Source organism: Pseudomonadota bacterium (assembly GCA_039193195.1).
Lineage (GTDB): Bacteria > Pseudomonadota > Gammaproteobacteria > Steroidobacterales > JBCBZW01 > JBCBZW01.
Genome location: JBCCWS010000003.1, coordinates 231,984 through 256,873, shown reverse-complemented (window position 1 = coordinate 256,873; position 24,890 = coordinate 231,984). Strand labels below are relative to the sequence as shown.

The 24,890-nt window shown below is 65.2% G+C and carries 18 protein-coding genes; 9 read left to right on the top strand and 9 right to left on the bottom strand.

What is annotated here, in order from left to right:
- The first annotated feature begins 58 nt into the window (after positions 1-58).
- Together AAGA68_05420 and AAGA68_05415 are read left to right on the top strand one after the other, a co-directional pair.
- Positions 59-2,257, top strand: coding sequence for a hypothetical protein (locus tag AAGA68_05420; protein ID MEM9384480.1), 2,199 nt, complete (start codon positions 59-61; stop codon positions 2,255-2,257).
- Between the two features lie 153 nt (positions 2,258-2,410).
- On the top strand, positions 2,411-3,388 hold the full coding sequence (locus tag AAGA68_05415) for a DUF4097 family beta strand repeat-containing protein (protein ID MEM9384479.1): 978 nt from the start codon (positions 2,411-2,413) through the stop codon (positions 3,386-3,388).
- Between the two features lie 50 nt (positions 3,389-3,438).
- Here the strand turns inward: AAGA68_05415 and AAGA68_05410 are convergent, their stop codons facing one another.
- Positions 3,439-4,965 (bottom strand): DUF945 family protein, encoded by a 1,527-nt coding sequence (locus AAGA68_05410; protein ID MEM9384478.1) that lies wholly within the window; start codon positions 4,963-4,965, stop codon positions 3,439-3,441.
- 126 nt (positions 4,966-5,091) lie between these two features.
- Positions 5,092-5,532 carry a DUF1801 domain-containing protein gene (locus AAGA68_05405; GenBank protein ID MEM9384477.1) on the bottom strand — a complete coding sequence of 147 codons (441 nt, stop codon included), beginning with the start codon at positions 5,530-5,532 and terminating at the stop codon, positions 5,092-5,094.
- Positions 5,533-5,882: 350 nt separating this feature from the next.
- Here AAGA68_05405 and AAGA68_05400 point away from each other — a divergent pair, with 350 nt between their 5' ends.
- Together AAGA68_05400 and AAGA68_05395 are read left to right on the top strand one after the other, a co-directional pair.
- Positions 5,883-7,076 carry an OmpA family protein gene (locus AAGA68_05400; GenBank protein ID MEM9384476.1) on the top strand — a complete coding sequence of 398 codons (1,194 nt, stop codon included), beginning with the start codon at positions 5,883-5,885 and terminating at the stop codon, positions 7,074-7,076.
- Positions 7,077-7,348: 272 nt separating this feature from the next.
- Entirely contained in the window at positions 7,349-9,139 is a 1,791-nt protein-coding gene (locus AAGA68_05395) for a hypothetical protein (protein MEM9384475.1), read from the top strand.
- A gap of 146 nt (positions 9,140-9,285) precedes the next feature.
- Here AAGA68_05395 and AAGA68_05390 read toward each other — a convergent pair whose 3' ends face one another.
- The 3 genes from AAGA68_05390 to AAGA68_05380 all read right to left on the bottom strand — a co-directional run bounded on the left by AAGA68_05390 (position 9,286) and on the right by AAGA68_05380 (position 12,107).
- Positions 9,286-10,005 (bottom strand): hemolysin III family protein, encoded by a 720-nt coding sequence (locus AAGA68_05390; protein MEM9384474.1) that lies wholly within the window; start codon positions 10,003-10,005, stop codon positions 9,286-9,288.
- Between the two features lie 105 nt (positions 10,006-10,110).
- Positions 10,111-11,742: a cation acetate symporter gene (locus AAGA68_05385; GenBank protein ID MEM9384473.1), complete on the bottom strand. Its 1,632-nt coding sequence runs from the start codon at positions 11,740-11,742 to the stop codon at positions 10,111-10,113.
- A 47-nt stretch (positions 11,743-11,789) separates the two neighbouring features.
- Positions 11,790-12,107 carry a DUF485 domain-containing protein gene (locus AAGA68_05380; protein ID MEM9384472.1) on the bottom strand — a complete coding sequence of 106 codons (318 nt, stop codon included), beginning with the start codon at positions 12,105-12,107 and terminating at the stop codon, positions 11,790-11,792.
- 166 nt (positions 12,108-12,273) lie between these two features.
- On the opposite strand from AAGA68_05380, the gene AAGA68_05375 reads away from it, so the two are divergent.
- On the top strand, positions 12,274-12,741 hold the full coding sequence (locus AAGA68_05375; protein MEM9384471.1) for a hypothetical protein: 468 nt from the start codon (positions 12,274-12,276) through the stop codon (positions 12,739-12,741).
- On the opposite strand, the gene AAGA68_05370 is transcribed toward AAGA68_05375, so the two are convergent.
- The gene (locus AAGA68_05370) at positions 12,735-14,543 is read right to left on the bottom strand and encodes a DUF885 family protein (protein MEM9384470.1); all 1,809 of its coding nucleotides are present in this window, start codon (positions 14,541-14,543) and stop codon (positions 12,735-12,737) included. The two genes, AAGA68_05375 and AAGA68_05370, sit on opposite strands and share 7 nt — an antisense overlap.
- Before the next feature lie 88 nt (positions 14,544-14,631).
- Positions 14,632-15,306 carry a hypothetical protein gene (locus tag AAGA68_05365; protein MEM9384469.1) on the bottom strand — a complete coding sequence of 225 codons (675 nt, stop codon included), beginning with the start codon at positions 15,304-15,306 and terminating at the stop codon, positions 14,632-14,634.
- A gap of 363 nt (positions 15,307-15,669) precedes the next feature.
- Here AAGA68_05365 and AAGA68_05360 point away from each other — a divergent pair, with 363 nt between their 5' ends.
- A complete protein-coding gene (locus tag AAGA68_05360) occupies positions 15,670-17,244 on the top strand; it encodes a sulfotransferase (GenBank protein MEM9384468.1) in 1,575 nt (524 codons plus the stop codon).
- A 50-nt stretch (positions 17,245-17,294) separates the two neighbouring features.
- A complete protein-coding gene (locus tag AAGA68_05355; GenBank protein ID MEM9384467.1) occupies positions 17,295-18,140 on the top strand; it encodes a hypothetical protein in 846 nt (281 codons plus the stop codon).
- A gap of 18 nt (positions 18,141-18,158) precedes the next feature.
- On the opposite strand, the gene AAGA68_05350 is transcribed toward AAGA68_05355, so the two are convergent.
- Entirely contained in the window at positions 18,159-18,695 is a 537-nt protein-coding gene (locus AAGA68_05350) for a disulfide bond formation protein B (GenBank protein ID MEM9384466.1), read from the bottom strand.
- 176 nt (positions 18,696-18,871) lie between these two features.
- The gene (locus AAGA68_05345) at positions 18,872-20,980 is read right to left on the bottom strand and encodes a glycoside hydrolase family 97 protein (protein MEM9384465.1); all 2,109 of its coding nucleotides are present in this window, start codon (positions 20,978-20,980) and stop codon (positions 18,872-18,874) included.
- Positions 20,981-21,297: 317 nt separating this feature from the next.
- On the opposite strand from AAGA68_05345, the gene AAGA68_05340 reads away from it, so the two are divergent.
- Together AAGA68_05340 and AAGA68_05335 are read left to right on the top strand one after the other, a co-directional pair.
- Positions 21,298-23,226 carry an alpha-amylase family glycosyl hydrolase gene (locus AAGA68_05340; GenBank protein ID MEM9384464.1) on the top strand — a complete coding sequence of 643 codons (1,929 nt, stop codon included), beginning with the start codon at positions 21,298-21,300 and terminating at the stop codon, positions 23,224-23,226.
- A complete protein-coding gene (locus tag AAGA68_05335) occupies positions 23,223-24,884 on the top strand; it encodes an alpha-glucosidase (protein ID MEM9384463.1) in 1,662 nt (553 codons plus the stop codon). The genes AAGA68_05340 and AAGA68_05335 overlap by 4 nt, the downstream gene beginning before the upstream one ends.
- Positions 24,885-24,890 lie beyond the last annotated feature (6 nt).

Below are 24,890 nucleotides of genomic sequence, written 5' to 3'. Positions count from 1 at the left end.
TGGGAGATCGCAGACACTATCAACGATCAGCCAAGGGCGCGCTGGCGCAGGGAGAACCATGGCGAAGCAACACAGGCATCAATGGCGCTTTCAGCGCCTCGGGGGATTCGATCAGGTCACGCTGGAGACGGCGGAGGACCTAAAGAGCCTAGGGGAGTTCGACCAGAAGCTGTGGGCGGCGTTGGCTTGCCCCACCAAGGGCATCGAGTTCGATGAGCGCACGCTCGCCTTCCTCGATACGGACGGTGACGGGCGCATTCGAGTGCCGGAACTACGCACCGCCATCGCCTGGGCCTGCGGCTTGCTGAAGAACCCTGCAGAGCTGCTGCAGCCGACGCAGGGGCTGCCCCTGAAGTCGATCGATGACAGCTCGGAAGACGGCGCCAAGCTGCGCGCCAGTGCGGAGCAGATTCTGAGCAACCTGGGCAAGGGCGACGCCGCGGTGATCACGCCGGAGGAGACGGCGGACACGAGCCGTATCTTCGCGGACACGGCCTTCAACGGGGATGGGGTGGTGCCGGCGAGTTCGGCCGAGGACGACACCGTATCAGCGGCGATCGACGAGATCATCGGCTGCGTCGGTGGGGTGGCGGATCGGTGCGGCGCCGATGGCATCGACGGCGAGCACCTCGAGCAATTTTTCTCCGAGGCGCAGGCCTTCGCCGACTGGTGGGGCGAGGGCGAGGCGTCTAACGTGCGCCTGCTCGGCGACAAGACCGACGCGGCTGCCGACGCTCTGGAGGCGGTGCAGGAGAAAGTAGAGGACTTCTTCACCCGCGCGCGCCTGGCCGCCTTTGACGAGCGCGCGGCGGCGGTCGTGAATCCGAGTGAAGCGGAGTTCGCAGCGGTGACCGCCCACACGCTGTCGCCGGACACGGAAGCCCTCGCGGCGTTCCCTCTGGCACGCGCCGAGTCCGACCGCGCCCTGCCTCTGGCCGCCGGTCTCAATCCCGGATGGGCCAGCGCCCTGGCCACGTTCCGCGAGCAGGTTGTGGCGCCCCTGCTCGGCGAGCAGAGTGAGCTCACGGAGGAGGCTTGGCGCGATATCAGCGGTCGTTTCGCGGCCTACGCCGCCTGGCGCGCAGAGCAGCGCGGTGACATCGTCGCCGGCCTTGGCATGGAGCGGATCAAGGCACTGCTCGAAGGCAGCGCTCGAGCGGATATCGAGGCGCTGATCGCGAAGGATTTAGAGGTGGCGCCCGAGGCTGACGGCATCGAGGCAGTGAACAGACTCGTTCACTACTATCAGCACCTGGACAAGCTGCTGCACAATTTCGTATCCCTGCGTGATTTCTACAGCCTCGATCAGAAAGCCGTCTTCCAGGCCGGCACTCTCTACCTAGACGGTCGCGGCTGTGAGCTGTGCGTACGGGTGGACAACGTGGCTGCCCACGCCGCCATGGCCACGCGCAGCAACACCTACCTGGCCTATTGCGAGTGCAAGCGCCGTGGCGGGGCGGAGAAAATGACCATCGCGGCGGCCTTTACCGGTGGTGATGCGGACAACCTCATGGTCGGTCGCAACGGCGTCTTCTACGATCGCGATGGCGGTGACTGGGACGCCACTATCACCAAGTTGGTGGAACACCCGATCAGCCTCTCGCAGGCCTTCTGGTCGCCCTACAAGCGCTTTGCTCGCATGATCTCCGACCAGATCGAGAAGATGGCCGGTGCCCAGGACAAGGCACTCACCGCCAGCGCCTCCAAGGGCATCTCTGGTGCGGCGACCAGCGCGGCGAGCGGCAAGCCGGCCGCGCCGGCCTTCGACATCGCCAAGTTCGCCGGTATCTTCGCTGCGATCGGGCTGGCCGTCGGCGCCATTGGCACGGCCTTGGCGGCCGTGGTGACCGGCTTCCTGGGCCTGAGCTGGTGGCAGATGCCACTCGCGATCATCGGCATCATGCTAGTGATTTCCGGCCCGTCCATGGTGCTGGCCTACATGAAGCTGCGCCAGCGCAACCTGGCGCCTATCCTCGATGCCAACGGCTGGGCGGTGAACACGCGCGCCAAGATCAACATCCCCTTTGGTGCCACGCTCACCCAGACGGCCGAGCTTCCCGACGGCTCGAAGCGCTCAATGCGCGACCCGTTCGCCCAGAAGGGCAGCATCTGGCCTTGGCTGATTGCGCTGGTGGTCCTGGCCGGTGGCGCAGGGGCCGCTTGGCAGCTGGGGTGGGTAGACCTCGCCATGAGCAAGTTGAGTGGCGAGACGCCCGCCGCCGAGGAGGCGGCCGCGGCCGAGGGCGGCGCGGCTTAGGGGTAGCGGAGGCAGGCCGAGCACCGAGCGTCGGCGGCGCTCGGTGCTCGCTCCCCTACCTGGGGATCGCGAGCCGCCGATCGGCCCGATTACAACCGTCCCGCCTCACCCGGCATCCAACCCCTCTGTAACCACTCCACAGAGGATGAACGGATGCGTGTTCTTCTTGCCGCCGCGCTGCTCGCGGCCAGCGCTGGCGCGGGCGCCGAGACCGTCCGGCTCGACGGTCAGTCCTTCGCCGTCTTCAATCTGGCCGGCTCCGTCCGAATCGAGACGGGCGCCGGGCCGAGCGCTGTCGCCGAGGTGACGTTGGCCGGCCCCGACGCCGACCTCCTGTCGATCGACACGCTGGTCACGGAGGTGCGCGGCGAGCGTGCTACGGCCCTCGTCGTGCGCTATCCGGACGCCGATGTGGTCTACCGGGAGGTCAACTGGCGCGGCCGCTCCGATGTCAAGGTGTCCAGCGACGGCACCTTCCATCGGGGGCGTGGCAAGCGAGTGCGCCTGCGCAGCTCCGGCAGCGGCACGCAGGCGTACGCGGACATCGTCTTGCGCGTGCCGCCGGATCAGCGGATCAGCACCTATCTCGCTCTCGGCGAGATCCGCGTGGCGGATGCCGCGGGTGACTTCTACCTGGACACGCACCACGGCGCCATCATCGTCGATCGCGTGCTGGGCGATATCACGGCTGATACGGGCTCGGGCGATGTGCGACTCGAGGGGGTCGACGGCGGTCGGATCAACGTCGACACGGGCTCAGGTGACGTGCTGCTGCAGAACGTCGCGGCTCAGCGCCTGCGGGCAGATACGGGCTCTGGCGAGGTGGTGATGCGCGGGCTGCGTGCAGAGCAGGTGATCGCGGACACGGGCTCGGGCGATGTGGAGATGGAATTCGCTGGCCTCGGTGGTCGCGTATCGTTGGACACTGGCTCCGGGGATGTTCGGGTCGTGCTGCCTGCGGGCGTCGGCGTCGAGCTCGACGTGGACACGGGCTCAGGTCGGATAGATTCCGAGTTGGGTGGCTTGGACGTGCTCGACAAGGATGATGACAAGTTCATCGCCCGCCGCGGGGGTCGCGAGCTGCGTCTCAGCGTGGACACGGGCTCAGGCGATGTGTCGCTAATGGAGTGATCGACAGCTAGCAGGGAGCCGAGCGTGGCGATCGCTCGGTGCCATGCGTGCTACTGGGCGAACATCCCTAGGGGTAGGACCAGGCCGTTCATGTCGACGCTGCCGTCCTTCACCTTGATGGCCGCCGTGTAGTTGTCACCCTCGCGCTCGATGATGCCCTGCTGCACCAGTTCCGAGAGCATGCCTGGGGCCTGTTGAGCCGCCATCTCGGCCGCCTGCTCGGGCGTCAGCTGATACTCCGGTGGTTGCCCCGCCATACCGCTGGTGATCTGATCCGTGAGCACCCATTTGGCGAGACTCTCCGCCTGCGCCACCGGTACGGACGCGTCCAGGGTGGCGCTCAGTACTTGTCCAAGCACGTTCGGGTCTGCCATGGCTGCGATTCCCACCTTGGAAAATTCATCGCCCGACACCAGCACCCGCATATCGACGTTGAGCGTGCCGTCGGGAAGGTCCACCTTGGCCGGACCCACGCGCAGCTCCGGCGATGCGGCGAGCCACGGTTCGAATATCCCAAGCAGCTGTTCAGTGAGCTTCTCGGTCACGGGGGCGGTGTCGTCTTCGAAGGCAGCGGCGGCCGCGGGATCGTCTAGGAGCGACATGTACCCCTGCATGGTCTCGACGGGGATGTTGCGCACGGTGATTGGGAGGTTGAAGCCACCCTCGTACTCCTCTGCCACCATGTGGTCGATGCTGTAGCCCATCTCTACGAACAATAGGTTGCTGTCCTTGTCTTGATCGACAGCCATGTTGGAGTTGAATCTTTCCATCAGCAGGTCATAGGTATCGCCGGCGTCCTCGTCCACGGCGGAGATGCGCATCTGCGCTGTGGTCCAGTTGAAGTCTCCGAGCCAGACATCCTCCGTCAGCTCCTGGCCGGTTCCCTCGAATGCGGTGTTGTCGACGCTGATGACGACGTTGTCGCCGATCTTCACCGAGAGCAACGGCATTGTCGCCGCGTAGACCACCTCGCTGGCCACGGTGTCGTAGCGCCCGCTCGAGGCTAGGCCGAGGAACTGCACCTCGCCAGCCGGTTCATCTGGCGGCTCGAAGCGCAGTTCGAAAGACGGAATATCGAAGGCGAAGTCTACGGATCGGTCGAAGGCGACACGCATGGTGCTAGTCACCTCCCCGTCCATCTCGAGCTCCGGCAGATCCTCCTTGAAGGTGTCTTCGAGGGTGAGCACCGCGGACGCTGCGCCGAGGCCGAGTCCATTTTGGAAGAGCAGGGCGCCGTGAGCGATGTCGAGGTCGAACTCGACCGGTTCGAGCAGGGATGCTCGGACTTCCTCCATCGAGGCGGCCGCTTGCGAATCCTGGGCGGATTCCTCAGCCGCCCGCTCAGCCAATACCGCGTCGAGGTACTCCTCGCGCGCCTGCACGACGATGCGCCCTTCAGCGCCGAACCAGCCGCGCGTGTACTCCGTGAGTCGGATGCTGGCCACGGGGTTGTCGCTCGCCTGGGCGATGCCGATCTGCACCTGCTCCTCCACCTGAGGGCCGATTAGGGCGGGCGGAACCGCGATCAGGGCTGCGACGGGCAGGGAGGCGATGAGCAGGATTCGGATGAGGTTCATCGGGCGGACGCTTGCGTGTGACCGGGGGAGGGAGGACCGTAGCAGATGCGCCGCATCGCGTCATGGCGCATTTTCGGTGTTTCTAGCGATGAAAGTCGGTGATGAGATTCGATCGCTCGCGATCGATCACTCCTCCCAGGTGTCCCACCGCCCGCGCACCTTCTCCAAGCCCGCCAGCACGATCTCCTCCAGCACGTCAAGATCGACGTCGGCGAGCTTGTTGATGTACAGGCAGGCCTTACCGAGCTTGTGCTTGCCGAGTCGCTCGAGCATCTCACTCATCCCGTCGAATTCGTAGCCCGGCATGATGTAGAGCGATAGGTTCTGCTTGCGCGGGCTGAAGCCGGTCATCATGAACTCGCCCTCGCGGCCGCTATCGTAGCGGTAGGCGTAGCGCCCGTAGCCGACGATGCTCGGCCCCCACATCTTCGCCTCCATGCCGGTGACACGAGCGAAGAGCGCCAGTAGGAGCTGCGCATCTTCGCGCCGTCGCGGCGGCTCTACGTTGTTGATGAAGGTCTGCACATCCACGTCATTGGCCACGGTTTTTAACTCTGCTTTCGCCATCGGCGATGACTCCTGTCTGGGCCGAGCCTGCCGGCACGGTCTGGTAATCGACGCGCTGCTCGGGATCGAACACGATACGGTCGCGGTTTGTACTTGCGCGAGATCGCCTGTCCGCCCAAATGCGCCGCCCAAGCCGATGGTGCCACAGTTGTAGGTACTGTCCGAAAGTGTCCCGGGAAGGCGTTCAGCGCCACGGCTTGGGTTTTACGGGAGCCCGCACCTAGCCTTTGTCGTTGCGGTGCGCAACGGCAGCACCCTAATGGTGCAGCGCCTGCCACGCATTGAAATAACGATTTGCCTCGGAACGCGCTAGAGTAGGCTCAGGCTAATCATCGGGCAGGGAGAGCCCCATGGGAGCATCCTCCAATAGCGCACACACGCGCTACGCGCTAAGTGGTACCCGCTTCTATCATCTGCGAGTGTCCACGCCCGCCGCGCTCCCCTTGTGGTGGTGGGCACTCCTGCTGTTGGCCTTGCTGCTGTTTCTGATTGCCACCCTGGGCGTCGCTAGGCAGGTGGAGCAGGACGTAGCGCGCGAGTCGCGGGCGCGACTCGAGGCCGTCGGCGTGGAGGTGTTCGACAGTGATGCGAATGGGCAACGCGTGACCCTGTCCGCCATTGGCCTAGATGATGCTACCGAGCGTTACGAGTGGATAGCCGAGTCGGCACGGTGCGACACCTGGGCGGGACGGTTGCGCTGCCCGACGATCGCGCGCGTCGAACTGCAGGCACCGGTGTTGATCGACGAAGCACCGGCCCCAGCGCTACCACCCGAGCGCCCGCAAGCCCCTGTTGCCTACGACTTCAGGATCGATAAATCCGAGGATGCCCTGCGCCTTGCTGGCCAAGTCCCGACTGAGCAGGTGCGCGCCTCTCTCGTGAGAGACGCTAGCGTGAGCGCTTCGCGGGTCGTGGACGAGCTGCGGGTGCTGGCCCCGGCGCCGGGGCAAGGCGAACCGCGCACGCAAGCGGCAGCAAGCGCCGCGCTCGCAGTCCTCACCGGGCTAATACGCGGGGAAGCCCACTGGCTCGACGGTAAGCTAAGCGTTGCCGGCATCGTGGAAGCGTCGGGGCAGGCTGATACGACGCTGGCGTTCAATGCCGCCGGTGAGCAAGTCCCGACGGCACACCTCTGGTTGCAGGTGGCTCGCGACGCGCTCGACTGCAACGCCACCTTCGTCGAGTTGCTCGATGAGGCCACGATCCACTTCTCCACCGGCAGCGCGCAGATTCCACGTGGGGACGACGGATTGCTTGCGGCCCTTGCAAGTCTCGCCAACCAGTGTCCAGGCGCGCTCCTGGTCGAGGGTCACACGGACAACGTGGGCAACGCCGCAGACAACCAAGCCCTTAGTGCGGCGCGTGCTGGTGCCGTCGTCACTGCCCTGGTGGGCCTCGGCGTGGATGCGGCGCGCCTCGATAGCGAGGGCTTCGGTGAGACCTCACCGATCGCTAGCAACGAATCCGCGTCTGGACGGGCGCAGAACCGGCGCATCGTGGTGCGCCTGCGCGATGTCAGCGGTAGTGGGCCGCTTGGTGAATAAGGTGACGCTCAGCGAGTAGCACGGGCGCCAGGGCAAGGTGGTCGACTGCAGCCATAGCCGAGCTATGGCTGCATTGGACCAACGCCGCGATGGCGCCCGTGCTACTCGCCCTCGGGGTCTGCCCCGGGGGCAGCGTCCGCGGCGTTGCATCGCTTGCCAATGCGACGCCATTGGCTGCGCGACGCGCCTTGCTGCCGCTGCCCCTACGACCACTGCGCGCAACATTATTTACCACGCGGCCCACTAGCACGCCCTAAGAGGATGCGAACGAGATGATCTACCTACTTGCCAAGTTCACCCTGATATACCTGCTGATCGCCATTATCGCGTTCGTGCTCGGCTACTGGTGGTGCCGCCGTCGCTTCGTGGATTACACGGAGCATCACGCGCAGCTCACCGAGGCCTTGGCCGACAGGGGGCGCCTGGTCGGTGAGTTGCAGAGTCAGCTGAAGGCCTTGGAGCAGAGCGTAGCAAGCACGTTGGTCAATCGCTTGACGCCGCTGTTGCCTAGCGTCGATCTCGCTCCGCTCGAGGATGGCGTTGGCGAGCTGCGCCAGCAAGTCGATCAGCTGCGGCCAGCCCTCGCACCGATCGAGACACATGTCAGTGCCTTGCGCACCCGCGTCGACGAAGTGGAGCAGCGCCTGGCGCCCACGGTGGCGCCGCTTGAGAAGTCTCTGCTCGCCTTGGATGCGCGGGTCGCCGCCTTGCCCGTGCCGCCGCCGGCCACCAACCTGACACCGCTGCAAGGTGCGCTGGATGCCTTGTGCGAGCAGGTGGCGTCGCTGCCGGCGCCCGAGCCGGTGGATCTGTCGTCGGTGCACGAGGCGATCGCATCGCTGTCGGCGCAGATCCGTGCGTTGCCGGCACCGAAGGAGGTGGACCTGCGGCCCCTTGGCGCGGCGCTCGACGCCGTCTCCGCGCAAGTTGAGGCAATCCCCGTGCCGCCAGCTGTGGAGTTGGCTCCGCTACATAGCGCCATCGAGCATGTGGGCGAGTTGATCGCCGCGCTGCCTGCGCCCGAACACGTCGATCTCGCTCCGGTGCGCAGTGGCATCGATCGAGTCGCGGCCCTGGTAGCGGCCCTGCCGGCGCCAGAGAGGCTCGACCTGTCGCCAGTGCATGCTGACGTCGAGCGGGTGGCGAGCTTAGTGGCCGCTCTGCCCACCCCGGACCGGGTCGATCTCGCGCCAATGAAGGGTGCCATCGACCGAGTCGCTGCCCTGGTTCAGGACCTGCCCGCCCCCACGGAGGTCGATCTCGGCCCGATCCGCGCGGCCATCGAGCGCGTCACTCAGCTGGTCGAGGCCCTGCCCGCCCCGCAGCGCGTCGATCTGCAGCCCTTGCATGGGGAAGTGCAACGTTCCATCGCTCTAATCGAAGCGCTCCCCGCGCCTCTGGAGGTGGATCTGAGCGCTGTCTTCGAAGAATTCTCTCGCCTCGATACGGCGCTTCGAAGCCTACCGATTCCCCCTGCGGTGGATGTGCTGGGGCTGCAGCGGCAGATCGAGGCCCTGTCGCAGGCGGTCGATGCCTTGCCGCCACCCGCGGAGTCCATTGATCTATCGCCTGTCCTCGCCTCACTAGCTGCCCATAAAGAGGTGACCGACGCCTTGCCCAGTCGCTGGGAAGCACCGCTGGCGGCGCTTCAGGCGCGGGTGGATGCGCTGCCGACGACCTTCCCCGAGGTGCCGGATCTCAGCGACGCTCTTGGACAGCTACGAGAACTGATCGTTGAGCGTTGCCAGCCCGCAGCGCAAGCTCCGCGGGAAGAAGAGGCAGCCCGCGCCGAGGCCCGCCTGCTGACCGCGGCCGACTTTGGGGCACCGGATGAGCTTCAACGCATCTCTGGCGTGGGCCCGGTGCTGGAGAAGCTCTTGCACGGGCAGGGGGTCTTCTACTTCTGGCAGATCGCAGCCTGGAGTCCACGCGATGTGGCCTTTGTGGACTCACTGCTGGAGGTCTTCCAGGGCCGAATCGAGCGTGATGAATGGGTCGCCCAAGCGGCCAAGCTGATGCGTGAACCCGGCGCCGCCCAAGCGCCGGACGACGCTCGCCCCTGAGCTGGCGCACCTGAAGGTTCGCGGAGGGCGTCGGCCGACGCCGCGCTGAATCGCGCCAGCTAACCTTAGGCGCAGCGCATCGCCAGGCTCAGTAGGTCCGGGCAGGCGCTCAGCCGCGCGTGAGGGCTCGGCTGGCAGCGACGCTCCTAAGGTGCTGCGTAGGGCCCCACCACGTAGAGCAGCACGGAGAAGACGTGGCAAAGGCTGCCTGCCAGCACCAGCACGTGCCAGATGGCGTGATGAAAGCGCAGGGAGTGCCACAGGTAGAACACGACGCCTAGCGTGTAGAACACTCCGCCCGCCGCGAGTAGCACCATGCCGGCGGTGGGCATGGCAGCGATCAACGGCTTGATCACGATGAGGACTAACCAGCCCATCACCAGGTACAGGCCGAGCTGCACCGTACGTCCACGGCTGCGCAGTACCGCTTCTAGGGTGATGCCGAGCACCGCGAGGCCCCAGATTATCCCGAAGATCGACCAGCCCCAGGCGCCCGGCACCTTCACCAAAGCATAGGGCGTGTAGGTGCCCGCGATGAGCAGGAAGATGGCCGAATGGTCGAGCACCTCGAATACACGCTTTGCCGACCCCTTGGGTAAGGCGTGGTAGAGGGTGGAGGTGCCGTACAAGACGATGATGGTGGCGCCGTAGATGCTTGCGGCGACCACGGCGGTGGCCGTGGCGAAGCGCGCGGCGAACACCACGAGTAACACCAGTGCCGCGATCCCAAGCAGCAGCCCCAGGCCGTGGGTAAGGCTGTTGGCCACCTCCTCGGCTACGCTGTAGCGGGCCGCTTCCGCGCCAAGCCCCGTCGGGGCAGCGTGGCGCTCAGAGATGTTCCTGTTCGTCGTTCCGATGTCGCTCATGGGTCCCGTTGCAGCCAGAATTCGTCAGCATCGTAGCGACCTGCCAGGCGCCATGCACGGCGATGCGGGCCGTGGGGGAATGGTTGCTCAGGCTCCGCGGATATCTCAGTGCTCCGATGCCCCCGAGGCGCCGATGCCGGTCTGTGCCCGCACGAACTGATCCTCGAATCCGGCCCGATCCGTTGCCGCCCGTTCGGAGTGGTCCGTAATCGACCCCAGCCAGGTGACCAGGAAGGCTGCCGACACGGAGAACAGCCCCGGGTAGCGATAGGGGAAGACAGGCTCATCGAAGCCGAGCACGGACACCCACACCGTTGGCCCGAGGATCACTAGGGCGAGGGCGGTCGCCAAGCCGGTGACCCCGCCGATGAGGGCGCCGCGGGTGGTGAGCCTTGACCAGAACATTGAGAGAAAGAGGATCGGGAAGTTCGCGGAGGCTGCGATGGCGAAGGCGAGTCCGACCATGAAGGCGATGTTCTGCTGCTCAAAGAGTATGCCCAGGCCGATGGCCACGAAGCCGAGGACCACCGTGGCGATGCGTGACACGCGCACTTCTTCTCTTTCATCCGCCTGGCCGCGCTTGATCACGGAGGCATAGAGATCGTGGCTAATCGCGGAGGCGCCAGCGAGGGTTAGGCCTGAGACCACGGCGAGGATGGTGGCGAAGGCCACGGCGGAGATGAAGCCCAGGAACAGGGAGCCGCCCACCGCATCGCTCAGGTGGATGGCGGCCATGTTGGTGCCGCCGATCAGGCCGTTCGCGTCGAAGTACTGTGGGTTGCCCATCACCAGCACGATGGCACCGAATCCAATGACGAAGGTGAGGATGTAGAAATACCCGATGAAGCCCGTGGCGTAGAACACTGAGCGCCGCGCCTGCTTGGCATCGCCTACGGTGAAGAAGCGCATCAGAATGTGCGGAAGGCCCGCGGTGCCGAACATGAGGGCGATGCCAAGGGAGATCGCCGAGATGGGATCTGAGACCAGGCCGCCCGGCTCCATGATGGCCTGGCCTTTCTCATGAATGTTGACCGCCTCCGCGAACAGCGCTTCCGGTGAGAAGCCAAACTGCCAGAGCACGGCCACGGCCATGAACGTGGCCCCTGAGAGCAGCAAGCACGCCTTCACAACCTGCACCCAGGTGGTAGCGATCATGCCGCCAAAGGTCACGTAGATCACCATCAACACCCCGACCACGACTACCGCGTATGCGTACGGCAAGCCGAAGAGCAGTTCGATGAGCTTGCCCGCACCCACCATCTGCGCGATCAGGTAGAGGGCGACGGTGGCTAGCGAGCCTGCGGCCGCGAACACGCGGATCTCCGCCTGGCGCAGGCGAAAGGAGGCGACGTCGGCGAAGGTGTACTTGCCGAGGTTGCGCAAGGGCTCGGCGATGAGAAACAGGATCACCGGCCAGCCGACGAGAAAGCCGATGGAGTAGATCAGCCCGTCGAAGCCGGAGGCGTACACCAAGCCGGAGATACCGAGGAACGAGGCGGCGGACATGTAATCCCCAGCGATCGCGAGCCCGTTCTGGAACCCTGTGATGCCGCCGCCGGCCGAGTAGAAGGCCGCCGCCGATTTGGTTTGGCGAGCGGCCCAGTATGTGATGCCAAGGGTAAAGAGCACGAAGGCGAGAAACATCGCAATGGCGGCCACGTTAACCGGCTGGCGCTCGCCATCCACCGCAAGCTCCGCAGCGTAGGCCGCGATCGGGCTCGTGCCCAAGGCGATCAGTGCAAGCAGAAGGCCGAACCGCGTAAGCGGCCTTTGCAGGTTAGGTATCACGGGCGCACCTTGTGTATGGCGCGCGTGAGTTGATCGAACTCGGCGTTGGCCCGTGCCACGTACACGCCAGTTAGAACGAAGGCTGCCGATATGACCGCGAGGCCCACGGGAATACCTAGGGTCATGACCCCGCTGCCGAGACGGATGGCGAAGACGCTGGGGGCGAACGCCACCACCAGCACGAAGCCGAAGTAGATCGCGAACATGATCAGTGTCAAGCGCGCGCTGAGGGCCCGTCGCTTTTGTACCAATTCACGGAAGCGCGGATCTTTGCGCACCGCATGCAAGTCGGGCGTTGGCTGCGTTGGGGGCATCGCGGGTCGCGCTCCATCGAGTAACCTGGGGCCGGCATTCTGACCAATTCGCGCGGGCTGATCCAACCACCGGTGTGCAGGTCGCCGGGGAATACACCGCGTGCGTTGCCCGTCGCGCCTATTCGATGCACCATCAAGCGATAGCTCCAACGCTCAGTCTCAGTCGATGACCCAACTATTGCTCTATCGCGAATCCCCCGCCAACGGCGGCATCGTCTTAGCGCCTCCGCGTCTGGCGCGCTACGTGGCGCGCATCCACGACGCGATCAACAGCTCGCGAACTTGGGCCGAGTTTCGGGTCGCACTGCCGCCGGGAGAATACGTCGCCATCATGGGCTACATGGTGCAACACGGCGCCAGCATGAAGGGACTGCCGGCTCCGAATGCTCCATTCAACCCTGAGCTGCTGCCAGGTTACGTGGAGGGGGATTACCCCATGTGGCTACAGCAGGAGATGTCGAACTACCTCGACATGCTGGTGCTCGACGTCGTCGAGCGCGTGGCCATTCTAGAGTCGACACCGGCAAACGGTACCTACCTGTTCATCCCGCCAGCGGCCCTTGATCAGCTGGAGCAGGAGCTTATCGAGCTCGGCTACGAGCTCCGCTACGCATCGGATCTACAGTTCTACTGAGTACCGCTCGGCGGCACGAGTGGGCCGAGCAACAGCTCGCGGTAAGCGCTGACGGGCAGGCCGCCGTGGGCTACCACCGCATCGAGGTACTCGCGCAGTACGAAGCGTTCGCCGAAGGCCTCGCGTACCTCGCGGAACAGTGCCTGATGCTGCTCGTAGCCTAGCCAATAGCTGGTGAGCTGCGGGCTCGTGGTGATCGCGCGGTTCCACATGTTGCCGGCAAAGTGCGCCTCCTGCAGCGCTTGCTCCTGCACGAACTTAACCGCCTCGTCGCGGGTGACGTCGCTGGTGTGGACTCGGATATCGATGATCGTGCGCGCGATGTTCTCAATCTGCTTCTTCAGATGGGCCAGGCGGTCCAGGGGGTCGCCCCAGCCTTCATCGAGCATCAGGCGTTCGCTGAAGGTGCCCCACCCCTCCACGTACACGCCATCGCCAAATAGTGCTCTTACCTTACGCTCCTGTTGGGCGGCAATCTTCAGCTGGAGGTAGTGACCGGGAATCATCTCGTGGGGCGTAATCATGCGGTTGAAGTGATCGTTGAAGTCGCGGAAGAAGGCCTCGCGCTGGGCATCGCTGAGCTGTGGCGGCGGCGTGGGTAGGTAGAACAGAGTATCCGCGTCCGGTGCGTAGGGTCCTGCCGCGTACACGCCGCCCACGCCCTGACCGGCGAAGTAGTCAGGCGAGCGGCGCGTCGCCACGGTCAGAGGGTCAGGGAGGGTGATTAGCTCGCGCTCGCGCACCCATTGCTCACTCTCTTCCAGAAGTCCAATGAAGTCGTCGACGAACTCCTCGACAGTACTGGCATGATCATCACCCACGCGGCGGAACAAGGCGCGTACCACCTCGATGTCATCGGCCGGTGGCACGCCTTCCATCAGCTGCGGCCACACGCTGCGGCCGTAGGCGGCCGTCTCCTCGCGCTTGGCCACCAAGGCCGCTTCGGCTCGTGCCAGCACCTGTGCGGGCGGGGTGCTGCGGTCGGAAAACAGGGCGAGCTTGTGGGCGTAGGCCTGCGTGCCGAGGCGCACGCTGCCGTTCGCGACGTCGCTCAGGGAGTCCAAGTAGTTGGCGAAGTAGGTAAGGGCGCCCGTGGCCGTGATGCCGGCGCGGCGTGCCTCGTCCTCCAGTGCAGGGGCCTGGGCGGCAGCGACGCGGGCGAGTCCATCGGCGTAGAAATCAGCGGCTCGTCGGGTCTGAGCGGTTGCCGCCGCTAGCCACTCTGGCGGGATCTCCTCGGGGCGGGTGCCGAGTGCCGAGCGCGCAGCGGCAACCAGGCGCGGCATCTGGCGCGCCCGCGCGCTTGCTGCCGCGAGCCGTTCGTTGGCGGGACGATCCTCGCGTACGGTCAGGAACACCACCGCGTTGGCCATTCGGCCCGACCAGAACAGCGGGTTGCGCTCGGGTTCGCGCTGATCCACCCAATCGAATAGCACCCGCTCGATGCGCCGGCGCAGCAGCTTCGCGTCCTCGCGGTCGTCGAAGGAGAGTCGCTCCGGGTCAGCGAGCAGAGCGTCCAGCGCCGCTCCCGTGCGGCGATTGACGGCGACCCACGCCGCGCGGCTCTCGCGGTCGAGGCGGTCCAGTTCGCCGTCGCGGTCGTGGCGACCGGCGCTCGTAGAGCGGATCGGGAAGGTCTCGAACCAGCTCTCGAGGTAGCGCTCGACGATGACCTCTACGGGGCTCGGCCTAGGTTCGGGCGATTGGCCTCGCGCGTCCTGCGCTAGGGAGGCGTCGCACAGGGCAGCGCTCAGCAGCGAAAACAGCGCGATTGGGGACCAGCGGGCTAGCGGTTGAGACAAGGGGTGATCTCCAGCGACGGCAGTGAGGTGGTGCTGGCAGCTCTACCAGCCACTGCTCCCCCTGGCAAGGCGATAGGTGGTCAGCCGCTCATTCGTCGAACACCCAGTCCGGGCAGGAGGCGTCGAGGTCGCTGCGCGCGCGGGGCTGACCGTCGCTGCTGATCATGAGCATGTAACCGTGGGGACCGCCGTAGGCGATCATCGGCAGCGGTTGCGCCGGGTTGTGAAAGCGCATGTCGTGGCCGATGTCCGCGTTGGTAAGGTCCGGGGCGTAGAACATCACGTGGGGCGGGAAGAACCCGAGCGAGCCCGTTTGCCGATTCACCGGACGGTTGTAGCGACTCAGCATATAGGCCACGCCCGGGCGTTCGACGCGCTCGAAGCGCCCACTGGCGAAGCCCGCGCGCACTTCTTCCCGAATGTCCTGCATTGATCGACCGGCCAGGAGTGCCTCGCCGATCCAGCGCACCTTCGGCAGGATGGTGCGGGTGCCCTCCGCGTCGTAGCAGGTGGGCTTCAGGACGCGTGGATCGTCGCGGTTCACCACACAGGTGAAGTGGTTTCGAGTCTTTCGGGCCTCGTGAAATCCCTTATCTGTGAGCACCCAAACTCCCGCCTGCGCTCGCAGGTGCTCGGGTGCGGCGCTCAGGGCCAAGGCAGCCTCGCAAGCGGGGCTAAGCAGGGGGATGGGGCTGGCGAGCGCTGTGCTTGGCAGCAGCACGGCGCAAAGGGCTTGGAGAATCCATAGGTGGCGTAGGGTCATGAGATCACCTCGATCCTGGGAGTACTGGCTCGTCGCGGCCCGCACTCAGATCGGGGCATGGCTGGGCGAGCCCCGACAAACGAGCGAGTTGGTTGCAACTCGCGATTGCGCTCGTGCCCGACCTTAGGAGGTCGAAGAGCGGTCGCTGAAGGGCCAATAGGATCCCTTTCCAGTGGTCCACTAGGGCGAGCGATCCCATCGATTACGCGCTGCGGTCGGGGTGAGGCGTTTCCTCGCGGCATACCAATGCCTACCGGGAAAGGAGAACCAGGCCCGCGACCGCACTCGCCGCCACCCACTATTCTCTACGGCCGTTCGACATAAGTGGCCACGATGGGCAAGGGCGATCGACGAAAATCCAGCATGTCACCCCGCGCCGCCCGCCACGCGGGCGCCGACGCCAGCGTGCAGGCGCGCGGCGTCTCGATGGCCGCCGCCTTGCGGCAGATGGAGGCTGGCCAGTACGAGCGCGCCTTGCGGATTCTCGAGCAGCTTTGCGCGAAGCGCCCTGACAGTGCGATCACCCTGAAGAAGATCGCTCAATGCAACACAGCGCTGAACCGCTTGGTCGATGCGCACCAGTGGTGGCAGCGTGCGTGTGATGCGAGTCCGCATGATGCGCAAGCCTGGTATGGCCTTGGCACCTGTCTGCAGGTGCTCGGTCGCCGCGAGCAGGCCCGGGCGGCCTTTTGCCGCGCCGTCGAAGCCGATCCCACCCATGCCGATGCGCTCATCTGCTTGTTTTATGCCGATGAGAAGCGTCAGCGCCACGAGGATATGGATAATTGGCTATCAAAATTAATCACTCATCACCCGAGCCATCCCATCCGTCACTTTCTTCAGGCGCTGCTCCTCGAGCGGCGTGGAGCGCTAGCGCAAGCGCTTCGGGTCATGGAAGAGGCACCGCGACCTTCCGAGCAAGAGATCTTCTTTCCTAGGTGGGCACATCTGTTCGGCCGATTGCTGGACGAGGCGGGCCACTGCGCGGCAGCCTTCGAGGCCCACGCGTCGGCCAACAGCTACCACCTGCGCACGAGCGTAGGCGTGCAGCGCAAGGTGGATGGTTATCTGGCGAAGGCCAAGCGACTGCTGACGGGGCTCGCGGGCGAGGACTACTCGCACTGGGCACGTGAAGAGGCACCCGGGGAGCCGCAGGTGGTCTGGCAGGTTGGGTTCCCCAGGTCCGGCACCACCTTGTTGGACCAGGTGCTGGACAGCCATCCGAACGTCACGGTTGTGTCCGAGGCCGATACGCTGTCCAACATCATCGCGATCTTGGACCAGTTGCCCGGCGGATACCCGGCGTGTCTGGATCAGTTGGACGATGATCTGGCCGTGAAGCTGCGGCCTATCTACCTCTCGACCCTCGCCACCTACAGCGGTCCTCCTCGCGACGGACACCTCTACGTGGACAAGAATCCCTTGTGGACCCTCCACCTGCCGCTGCTCGCCCGTCTGATGCCCAACGCTCCTGTGCTCGACTCACGCCGCCACCCAGCTGACGTGTGTCTCAGCGCCTTCGCACAGCACTTTGGGCTGAACGAGGCCATGTGCTGCTTCCTCTCCATGGACAGCACGGTAGCTCTGTACAACACCGTGATGGACTGCGATGAGCGCTTCGCGCGCATGCTGCCGTTCCAGCGCCGCCAAGCGGTGCGCTATGAAGATCTGGTCAGCGATCCGGAAAGAGAGGCGCGCAAGGTGATGGCGTTCCTCGGTCTGCCTTGGGATCCGTCCGTGCTTGACTATCATCGCCACGCCGCCGAGCGCGGTATCCAGACGGCTAGCTTCGACCAGGCGGTAAAGCCGATTTACACGAGTGCCGTTGGGCGCTGGCGCCGCTACGCAACGTCGCTCGCGCCGTGGTTACCTGCCCTGAGGCACCACGCCGAGCGCTTAGGCTACTCGGTGAGCAACGCCGATAGCTTAGTGGCCTAGAGCGCCGGCCCAAGCACTCAGGAGTGTAAGCCGCGCCGGTCGCGGCACCTGTGAAGGACGCCATTTTCCCGATCTACGATACTGTCCGCTGGGGGTTTCTCATGCTCTGGAAAGCAAAGCTCCGCGCGTTTATCGTGCACCTGTCCCTGAGCAGCCTCATCGTAGGGGCCGTGCTCACGCTGGCGCTAGTCGCTTGGTATCCCGCGCCGTACTTCCAAGCGATGGAGGTTTGGCAGGTGGTCAAGATGCTGGTCCTGGTCGACCTGGTGCTCGGGCCCATGCTCACGCTGATCGTCTTCGACCCCGCCAAGCGCAGCCTCACGCTAGACATGACGGTGGTCGCCTTGGTCCAGGTCGCCGCCCTGTCCTACGGTAGTTTCACCCTCCACCAGGAGCGGCCGTACTTCATGGTGTACTCAGGTGATCACTTCGAGGTGTTGGCGTATCGCGACGTCGATGTCAGCGCGTTGCCTGATCCCGCCCTGGCGCGCAAGCCCTGGCGTGGGCCCCGCCTGCTGGTGGCACCGCTGCCTGAGGATCCGCGGGAGCGCACGGCCATCGTCGCCGCCATTCTCATGGGTGAGCGACGCTCGCTCCACCTCGATCCTGCCTTTTGGCAACCCTACGAAGATCGAATGGATCTGATCGCTAGTGAGATGCGTCCGGTGCAGGCGCTGGTGGAGATCGGCCCGGGCCCGGCGCGCCAGGTGGAACGGGTGACGCGGCGGCTCGGTAGCGCATCGCATGTGGCCTACCTCGCCTGCAAGGCGCGAGGGCGTGACATAGCGCTGTTGGTGGATCGCCGCGACGGGCGGCCGCTGGCAGCAGTGGTAGAGACCTTCGATAGGCGCAGTGAGGTTGCGACGGCTGCCGTCAGTGGGGAGGCGGAGCCCTGAGGCGCCAGGCGCCGACGTCTAGGTAGCGGTGTTCGCGCGCCCCCCGCCGAAGCTACCGATCAGGCCTGCGCCGAAGGCGGCCAAAAAGGCCATGGTGATCGCGGCGAGGCCATCCCCCATCGACAGGCCGAAGAGTACCTCGGGCGTCTCTGCGCAGGTGGCCTGCACGCGAAACAGCACGGGTAGCCACTCATCGAGAGGCGCCCAGCTCGGAAACTGCGCGTAGAGGTTGCAGGCGCCGGCCTCGGCGAAGCCGTAGTCTAGGGCGAGCAACTTCCACACCACACCCGCGAGACCAAGGCACAAGGCGATCTCGCCGATCAGTACGGCGCGCGTGGGCCAGCGTCGCTTGCGCACTAGCAGGCCGAGCAGGGCGAGCAGGGCGATGGCGGCGATCCAGACCCGCGTGTAAACGCACAGCTCGCACGGGAAGTACATGAGCGCTTCCTGGTAGTAGACGGCGCCTGCTTCCAGGGCCACGCAAATTGCGATCACCAGCGCCCAGCTCTGCCAGCGCTGGGCCAGGCGCCCGACGGCGTTCATCCACCCTGACATCTGTCTCCAGCCTCGATGTGAACCCGACGCACTGTACTTAGCGATCGCGGTGGAGAAAAGGGGCAAGCGGGTGGCCCGAAACGGACTGCGGTGAGCTGGCCCGCCCCGCAGACACCACCGAGCCGCCCAGGGCAACCTGAAGTGCTACGGCGTCCGTCGGTCCCGACCGATTGCGCTCAGCGACCGTCGTAGCGAAGGCGCACGGCTGCGCCGCCGCCGGCGGCGAGGGGCAAGCGCAGCACGTCTCCCCGACGGATCTCGCGGGATTCCACCGCGAGAGATGTCGGGTTGTGCTCCCAGTGCGCGTCGGCGCCGTCGCGGTAGATTTGCGCCGTGTAGCGCGCACCGTCCTTCAGGAAGTCCAGGCTTAGGCTGAGTGACCGGGCGTGCTCATCGGTGAGCGCGCCGATGAACCAGTCCTCGCCGCCGCGCTGGCGGCGGGCCGTCGCGATGTAGTCGCCCACGGCGCCTGCAAGCGTAATGCTCTGCTCCCAATCAGTTGGCACGTCCTCGATGAATTGAAACGCATCCGGACGTGCCTCGTAGTGCTCGGGGAGATCAGCGGCCATCTGAATGGGGCTGTACAGCACCACGTACAGGGCGAGCTGCTTGGCGAGCGTCGTCTCGATGCGGCTGCGCGTGTCCGGCCGCGGCATGGATGGATCGACCGGTGGCTGCTCGTTGGGTCGCAGCTCAAAAATGCCCGGGGTGAAGTCCATCGGACCCGATAGCATGCGTGTCCACGGCAGGATCGCCGTGTGTTCAGGTGGGTTCGGTGGGATGCCCCATGCGTTGTACTCTTGGCCGCGCGCCCCTTCCCGAGCCAACCAATTCGGGTAGGTACGGCGAAGGCCCGTATCGCGGATGGGCTCGTGAGAGTTGATCGAGATTCTGTGGCGCGCGGCACTCTCTAAAACGCGCAGGTGGTGGCGCGCCATGAATTGACCGTTGTGCCACTCGTAGCGGGCGATACCCTGCATGTCGAGACGCTTGATGTCTCCCGCGTCTGCCACGTAGCCGGTCTTTACTTGGCGCACGCCCAGCTTCGCGTACAGGGCGAAGGCCGCTTCCAGCTGTGCCTCATAGTTGCTCACGTTGCCGGAGGTCTCGTGATGGCCGATAAGCCTTACACCGCGCTCGTGGCCATAGCGGGTGATCGCCTCGATGTCGAAGTCCGGGTAGGGCTCGGTAAAGCTGAACACGTCCCCGTTGTGGTACCAGTCCCCATCCCAGCCTAGGTTCCAGCCCTCGATAAGCACTCCGTCGAAGCCGTGTTTGGCGGCGAAGTCGATGTAGCGCATGGCCTCTTGCGTGGTCGCCCCGTGGATGCCGTCGCGGCCCCAGGTGCGGTCGCGGATGTGCATCGCCCACCAGATACCGATGTACTTACCGGGCTTTACCCAAGCGCCGACATCACCGAGCTTATTAGGCTCGTTCAGGTTCAGGATCAGGTCGGAGTCAATGAGGCTGGGCGCGTCGGGAGCGATCTGGATCGTGCGCCAGGGGCTTTTGAACGGACCCTCCACGTGCACCTTGGTGCCGTCGTGCCAGGGGAAGAGTTCTGCCTCGAACTGGCCGTCGCGTACCTGCTTCAGGTACATACCCGCGTAGTCGACGAGGGCGGCCTCATGGATAGACAAATGCACGCCGTCGCTGGTGCGCATAGTGATGGGCGTGTGGGCTCGCGTTACCTCGCTCACGGGCGTCGTGCGGTAGAGGTATTCCTGTCGGTTCGGTAGACCTGCCTCGATCCACCAGGCGGTCGCATCGCCCGGTACGCGGAATTCGGTCAACTCGTCGGTGACTCGCGCTGAGGGGCCTACTGCCTGTGGACCCACGAGGTAGCGCAGGCCGATGCCATCGTCGTACGCCCGCACGCGAACGGCGAAGTGCCGATCATCGTTGCGCTCGCTGACGAAGCGCGCCGTGATCTCGGCGAAGGCGAAGCTCACGAGGCGCCGCTCGCCCCACGGCTGCTCCCATTCGCCGCGCTCCGTACGGTGCGTGACCTCGCCTAAGACAAAACCCTCGTCGAGCCCGGCGCGTTGCGCAAAGCGCAAGCCGAGGCGAGAGCGGCCCAGCAGCTCGGCCCCTCGGTAGTACACCGTGTAGGCGGGCCTGCCGTCCGCCGCCTCCAGCATGACGACGATCTGCCCATCCGGCGAGCGCACGACAGCGCGCTCCGCCGGCGCTAGCGGAGCGGAACCCGCCTGCTGTGAATGGGCCGCAAGCGCGGTCAACACCAACAGCAGTGCCAAGGACGAACTAGCGAGGCGAGGCGGCATCGGGGGGCTCCCGTAGCAGGTGGGTTGGGGTGTGCGGCTGACCGAAGACCTAGGGCGGCGACCAGCACCTCCCGTACCCAGTCATCGTGCTCCCGAAAATCATTGCAGTGTTTACAGACAGATTGCAAACTTCGAGCTTTGAATGCCCTAGATAGCCGCCGCTCTAGACCTTGCAGTGCAACAAGAACTGTCGCATCAGGAGCGGTGATGGTTCTACAATGAAAGGGTTTTTTGCCTGGAAGAGGGTGGATCTGCGCTCGTGTCAGGCATGCCGAGAAAATCTTGCAAACAGATGAAAAATAGCGAGGCATAGGCGAATGAAGTTGGCCGTATGGCACAGGGTTGCAGGGCCGAGATTACCCAGGCGCTGGCTTGGCTCGGCGCCGCTCTTCTCGGGCTTGCTGCTCTTGTCCTGGAATGTGAACGTCGCAGCAGACGGTCACCTCGGAGCGCACGGCGTGCGTCCCCTGGCGGAGCGATTGCCCCAAGATGAGGTGATTTACTTTCTCCTGCCCGATCGCTTCGATGACGCAGACCCGCGGAACAACCGAGGGGGGCTAACCGGCGATGCCCTGCGCCACGGCTACGACCCCGCCCACAAGGGCTTCTATCACGGTGGGGACTTGGCGGGGGTTACGCGCCGCCTCGACTACCTCGCCGGCCTGGGCGTCACCGCCATCTGGCTGGCGCCCGTCTATCGCAACCGGCCTGTGCAGGGTGCGCCGGGGGAAGAGTCCGCTGGCTATCACGGCTACTGGATTACAGACTTCACCGATGTCGATCCGCACTTCGGCACCCGTGAGGCCCTGCGCGAGCTCGTCGACGCCGCCCACGCTCGGGAGATGAAGGTCTACGCCGATATCATCACCAACCACACGGCCGACGTCATCGCGTACCGTGAATGCCACGACCCCGAGTACCGCGGCGCCGACCGGGTCGCCACGGGGCGCTGTGCCTACCGCTCCCTCGCCGATTACCCTTACACCACGCGCGGGGCGGCCGACGGCGCGCCGATCAACGATGGGTTCATGGCGGACGGCCCCGCCTGGGCGACCGATGAGCATTGGGCCCGCCTCAATCGCCCCGATTACGCCTACACCCCGTACGTGCCGCCGCAGCAACGTGGCGTGAAGCGGCCTGAATGGCTGAATGACGTGCGCTACTACCACAACCGCGGCGAGACCACCTTCGAGGGCGAGAACTCTCGCTACGGTGACTTCGCGGGTCTCGACGATTTGATGACCGAGCATCCGCGCGTTGTTCGCGGCTTCATCGAGATCTACCAGCAGTGGATCACCGAGTTGCGTTTGGACGGGTTTCGCATCGACACGGCACGCCATGTGGGTGACGCATTCTGGCGGGCGTTCAACCCCGCTATGCGTGCGCACGCAGCCACCCTAGGGATCGATGACTTCTACATCTTTGGTGAAGTCTACGACCCGGATCCGGCCACGCTGGCGCGCTTTACTCGAAGCGGCGGCTTTCCCACGGTGCTGGACTTCGCCTTTCAGCGCGCGGTGCGAGACGTGCTGGTGGACGGTCAGCCAACCCACCGACTCTCTCGCTTGTTCGCTGCCGATGCCCTGTACAGAAACGGCGCTGAGACGGCGGCGCAGTTACCGACTTTCCTCGGCAATCACGACATGGGGCGCTTCGCCGGCTTTCTGCGCCAGCAGCTGCCCAAGGCCGGCGAGGGCGAGCTCCTCGGTCGCCTGGTGGCGGCGAATGCGCTCCTGTTCTTCGCTCGGGGCGTACCCGTGATCTACTATGGCGACGAACAGGGCTTCGTGAGCGACGGCAACGATCAGGACGCCCGCGAAGACATGTTTCCGAGTCGAGTCGACATCTACAACGACAACGAACTGCTCGGCACCGAACGCACGACGGCCGATGACAACTTCGATTCACAGCATCCTCTGTACCGAGCGCTCTCCCATATGGCGCGCCTGTACCATGGCCACCCGACCCTGCGTCGCGGGCAGCAGGTACTGCGGCTCACTGAGCTCGATGGCGGTGTGGTGGCCCTGTCCCGGCACCACGGCGACGAGGAGTATTTGGTGGCGATAAACACGCGCAACGAGTCGCGTGAGGTGAGTGTGGCCGTGGCGCCTGAGTCTCGCGAATGGCGAGCGGTCCACGGTGAGTGTCCGCAGGCGGTGCAGGCGACGGCGAGCCTCCCCCTGAGGCTCGCGCCATTCGCCTACACGATCTGCGCATCGACGGTCGCCGCGAGCAGCCGCCGATGACTGAGAGGCAGCGCGAGCCGTGGTGGCGTGGCGCCGTCATCTACCAGGTGTACCCCCGCAGCTTTCGCGACGCCAACGGCGATGGTGTCGGTGATCTTCGCGGGTGTATCGACGGCCTCGATTACATCGCCTCGCTTGGCGTGGATGGCATCTGGCTATCACCATTCTTCACCTCACCGATGCGCGACTTCGGTTACGACGTGGCGGACTATCGCGGGGTAGATCCTGTATTCGGAACCCTGGACGACTTCGATGAGCTCGTGGCGAAGTCTCACCGGTGCGGACTGAAGGTCATCATCGACCAGGTGTACTCTCACACCTCCGACGTGCACGCCTGGTTCACGCAGAGCCGGTGCAGCCGCGACAATCTCCGCGCCGATTGGTACGTCTGGGCGGATCCGAAGGAGGATGGCACACCGCCGACTAACTGGCAGTCCGTGTTCGGCGGCAGCGCGTGGACGTGGGACAGCCGCCGCGGTCAGTACTTCCTGCACAACTTCCTCTCCAGTCAGCCAGACCTCAACTTGCACAACCCCGAGGTGCAGGATGCGGTGCTGGAGGTGGCGCGCTTCTGGCTTGGGCGAGGTGTCGACGGCTTCCGCCTCGATGCTCTCAACTTCTCTATGCACGATCCGGAGCTGCGCGACAATCCGCCGGTGGATGCCACGCGTCGGGCGCTCGCCCGCCGTCCCCACGACTTCCAGCAACATCTACGCAACCAGTCGCACCCGGACATCGTGCAATTTCTGGAGCGCATTCGCGGGGTGCTCGAAGACTACGATGGGGCCTTCAGCGTCGCCGAGGTAGGCGGACCTGAGCCCTTGGGCGAGATGAAGGCGTTCACCGCCGAGGGTCGGCGCCTGCACTCGGCCTACGGCTTTGACTTCCTCTACGCCGATGCGATTTCCCCTGTGCTCGTGCGCGAGACGGCGGCGGCGTGGCCCGGCTTGCCGGGCGAGGGCTGGCCGTCGTGGGCCTTCTCCAACCACGATGCGCCTCGGGCGATCAGCCGCTGGTGTCCCCTGGATCCCGCTGTCGACGCCGGTCGCTACGCGCAGCTGATGCTCCTTCTGCTGTGCTCTATGCGCGGCAACGTCTTCCTGTACCAAGGCGAGGAGCTTGGATTGCCGACGGCGAATGTACCCTTCGAGTACCTGCAGGACCCTGAGGCCATCGCCAACTGGCCGGCTACGCTCGGTCGGGACAGCGCGCGCACGCCCATGCCCTGGCGGGCGGAGGCGCCCAATGCGGGGTTCACTGACGGCGCGCCGTGGTTGCCGGTCGATCCGCGCCACGTGGCCTTGGCGATCGATCAGCAGGATCAGCCGGGTGCGAACAGCACCCTTAACTTCACCCGTCGCCTACTGCAGCTGCGATGCGACTCGGCCCCTTTGCGCTGGGGGGAGACGCACTTCATCGACACGGTGGCGGACGACTCGCTGCTGGCGTTCATCCGTGAGTACCAGGGCGAACGGGTGCTGTGCCTGTTCAACCTTGACCCGAGCGCGGCCTACGAGTTGCCGGTCGCGCCTGAGGGTTGGGCGTGTGTGCTGGGCCATGGCGCTATGGGTGGCGACGCCGAAGAAATGACCTTCAACGATGCGCTACCGGCGTTTCTTCCGCCGGTGAGCGGCCTCATCGCCAAGCGCATGGGCTGAGCGGCG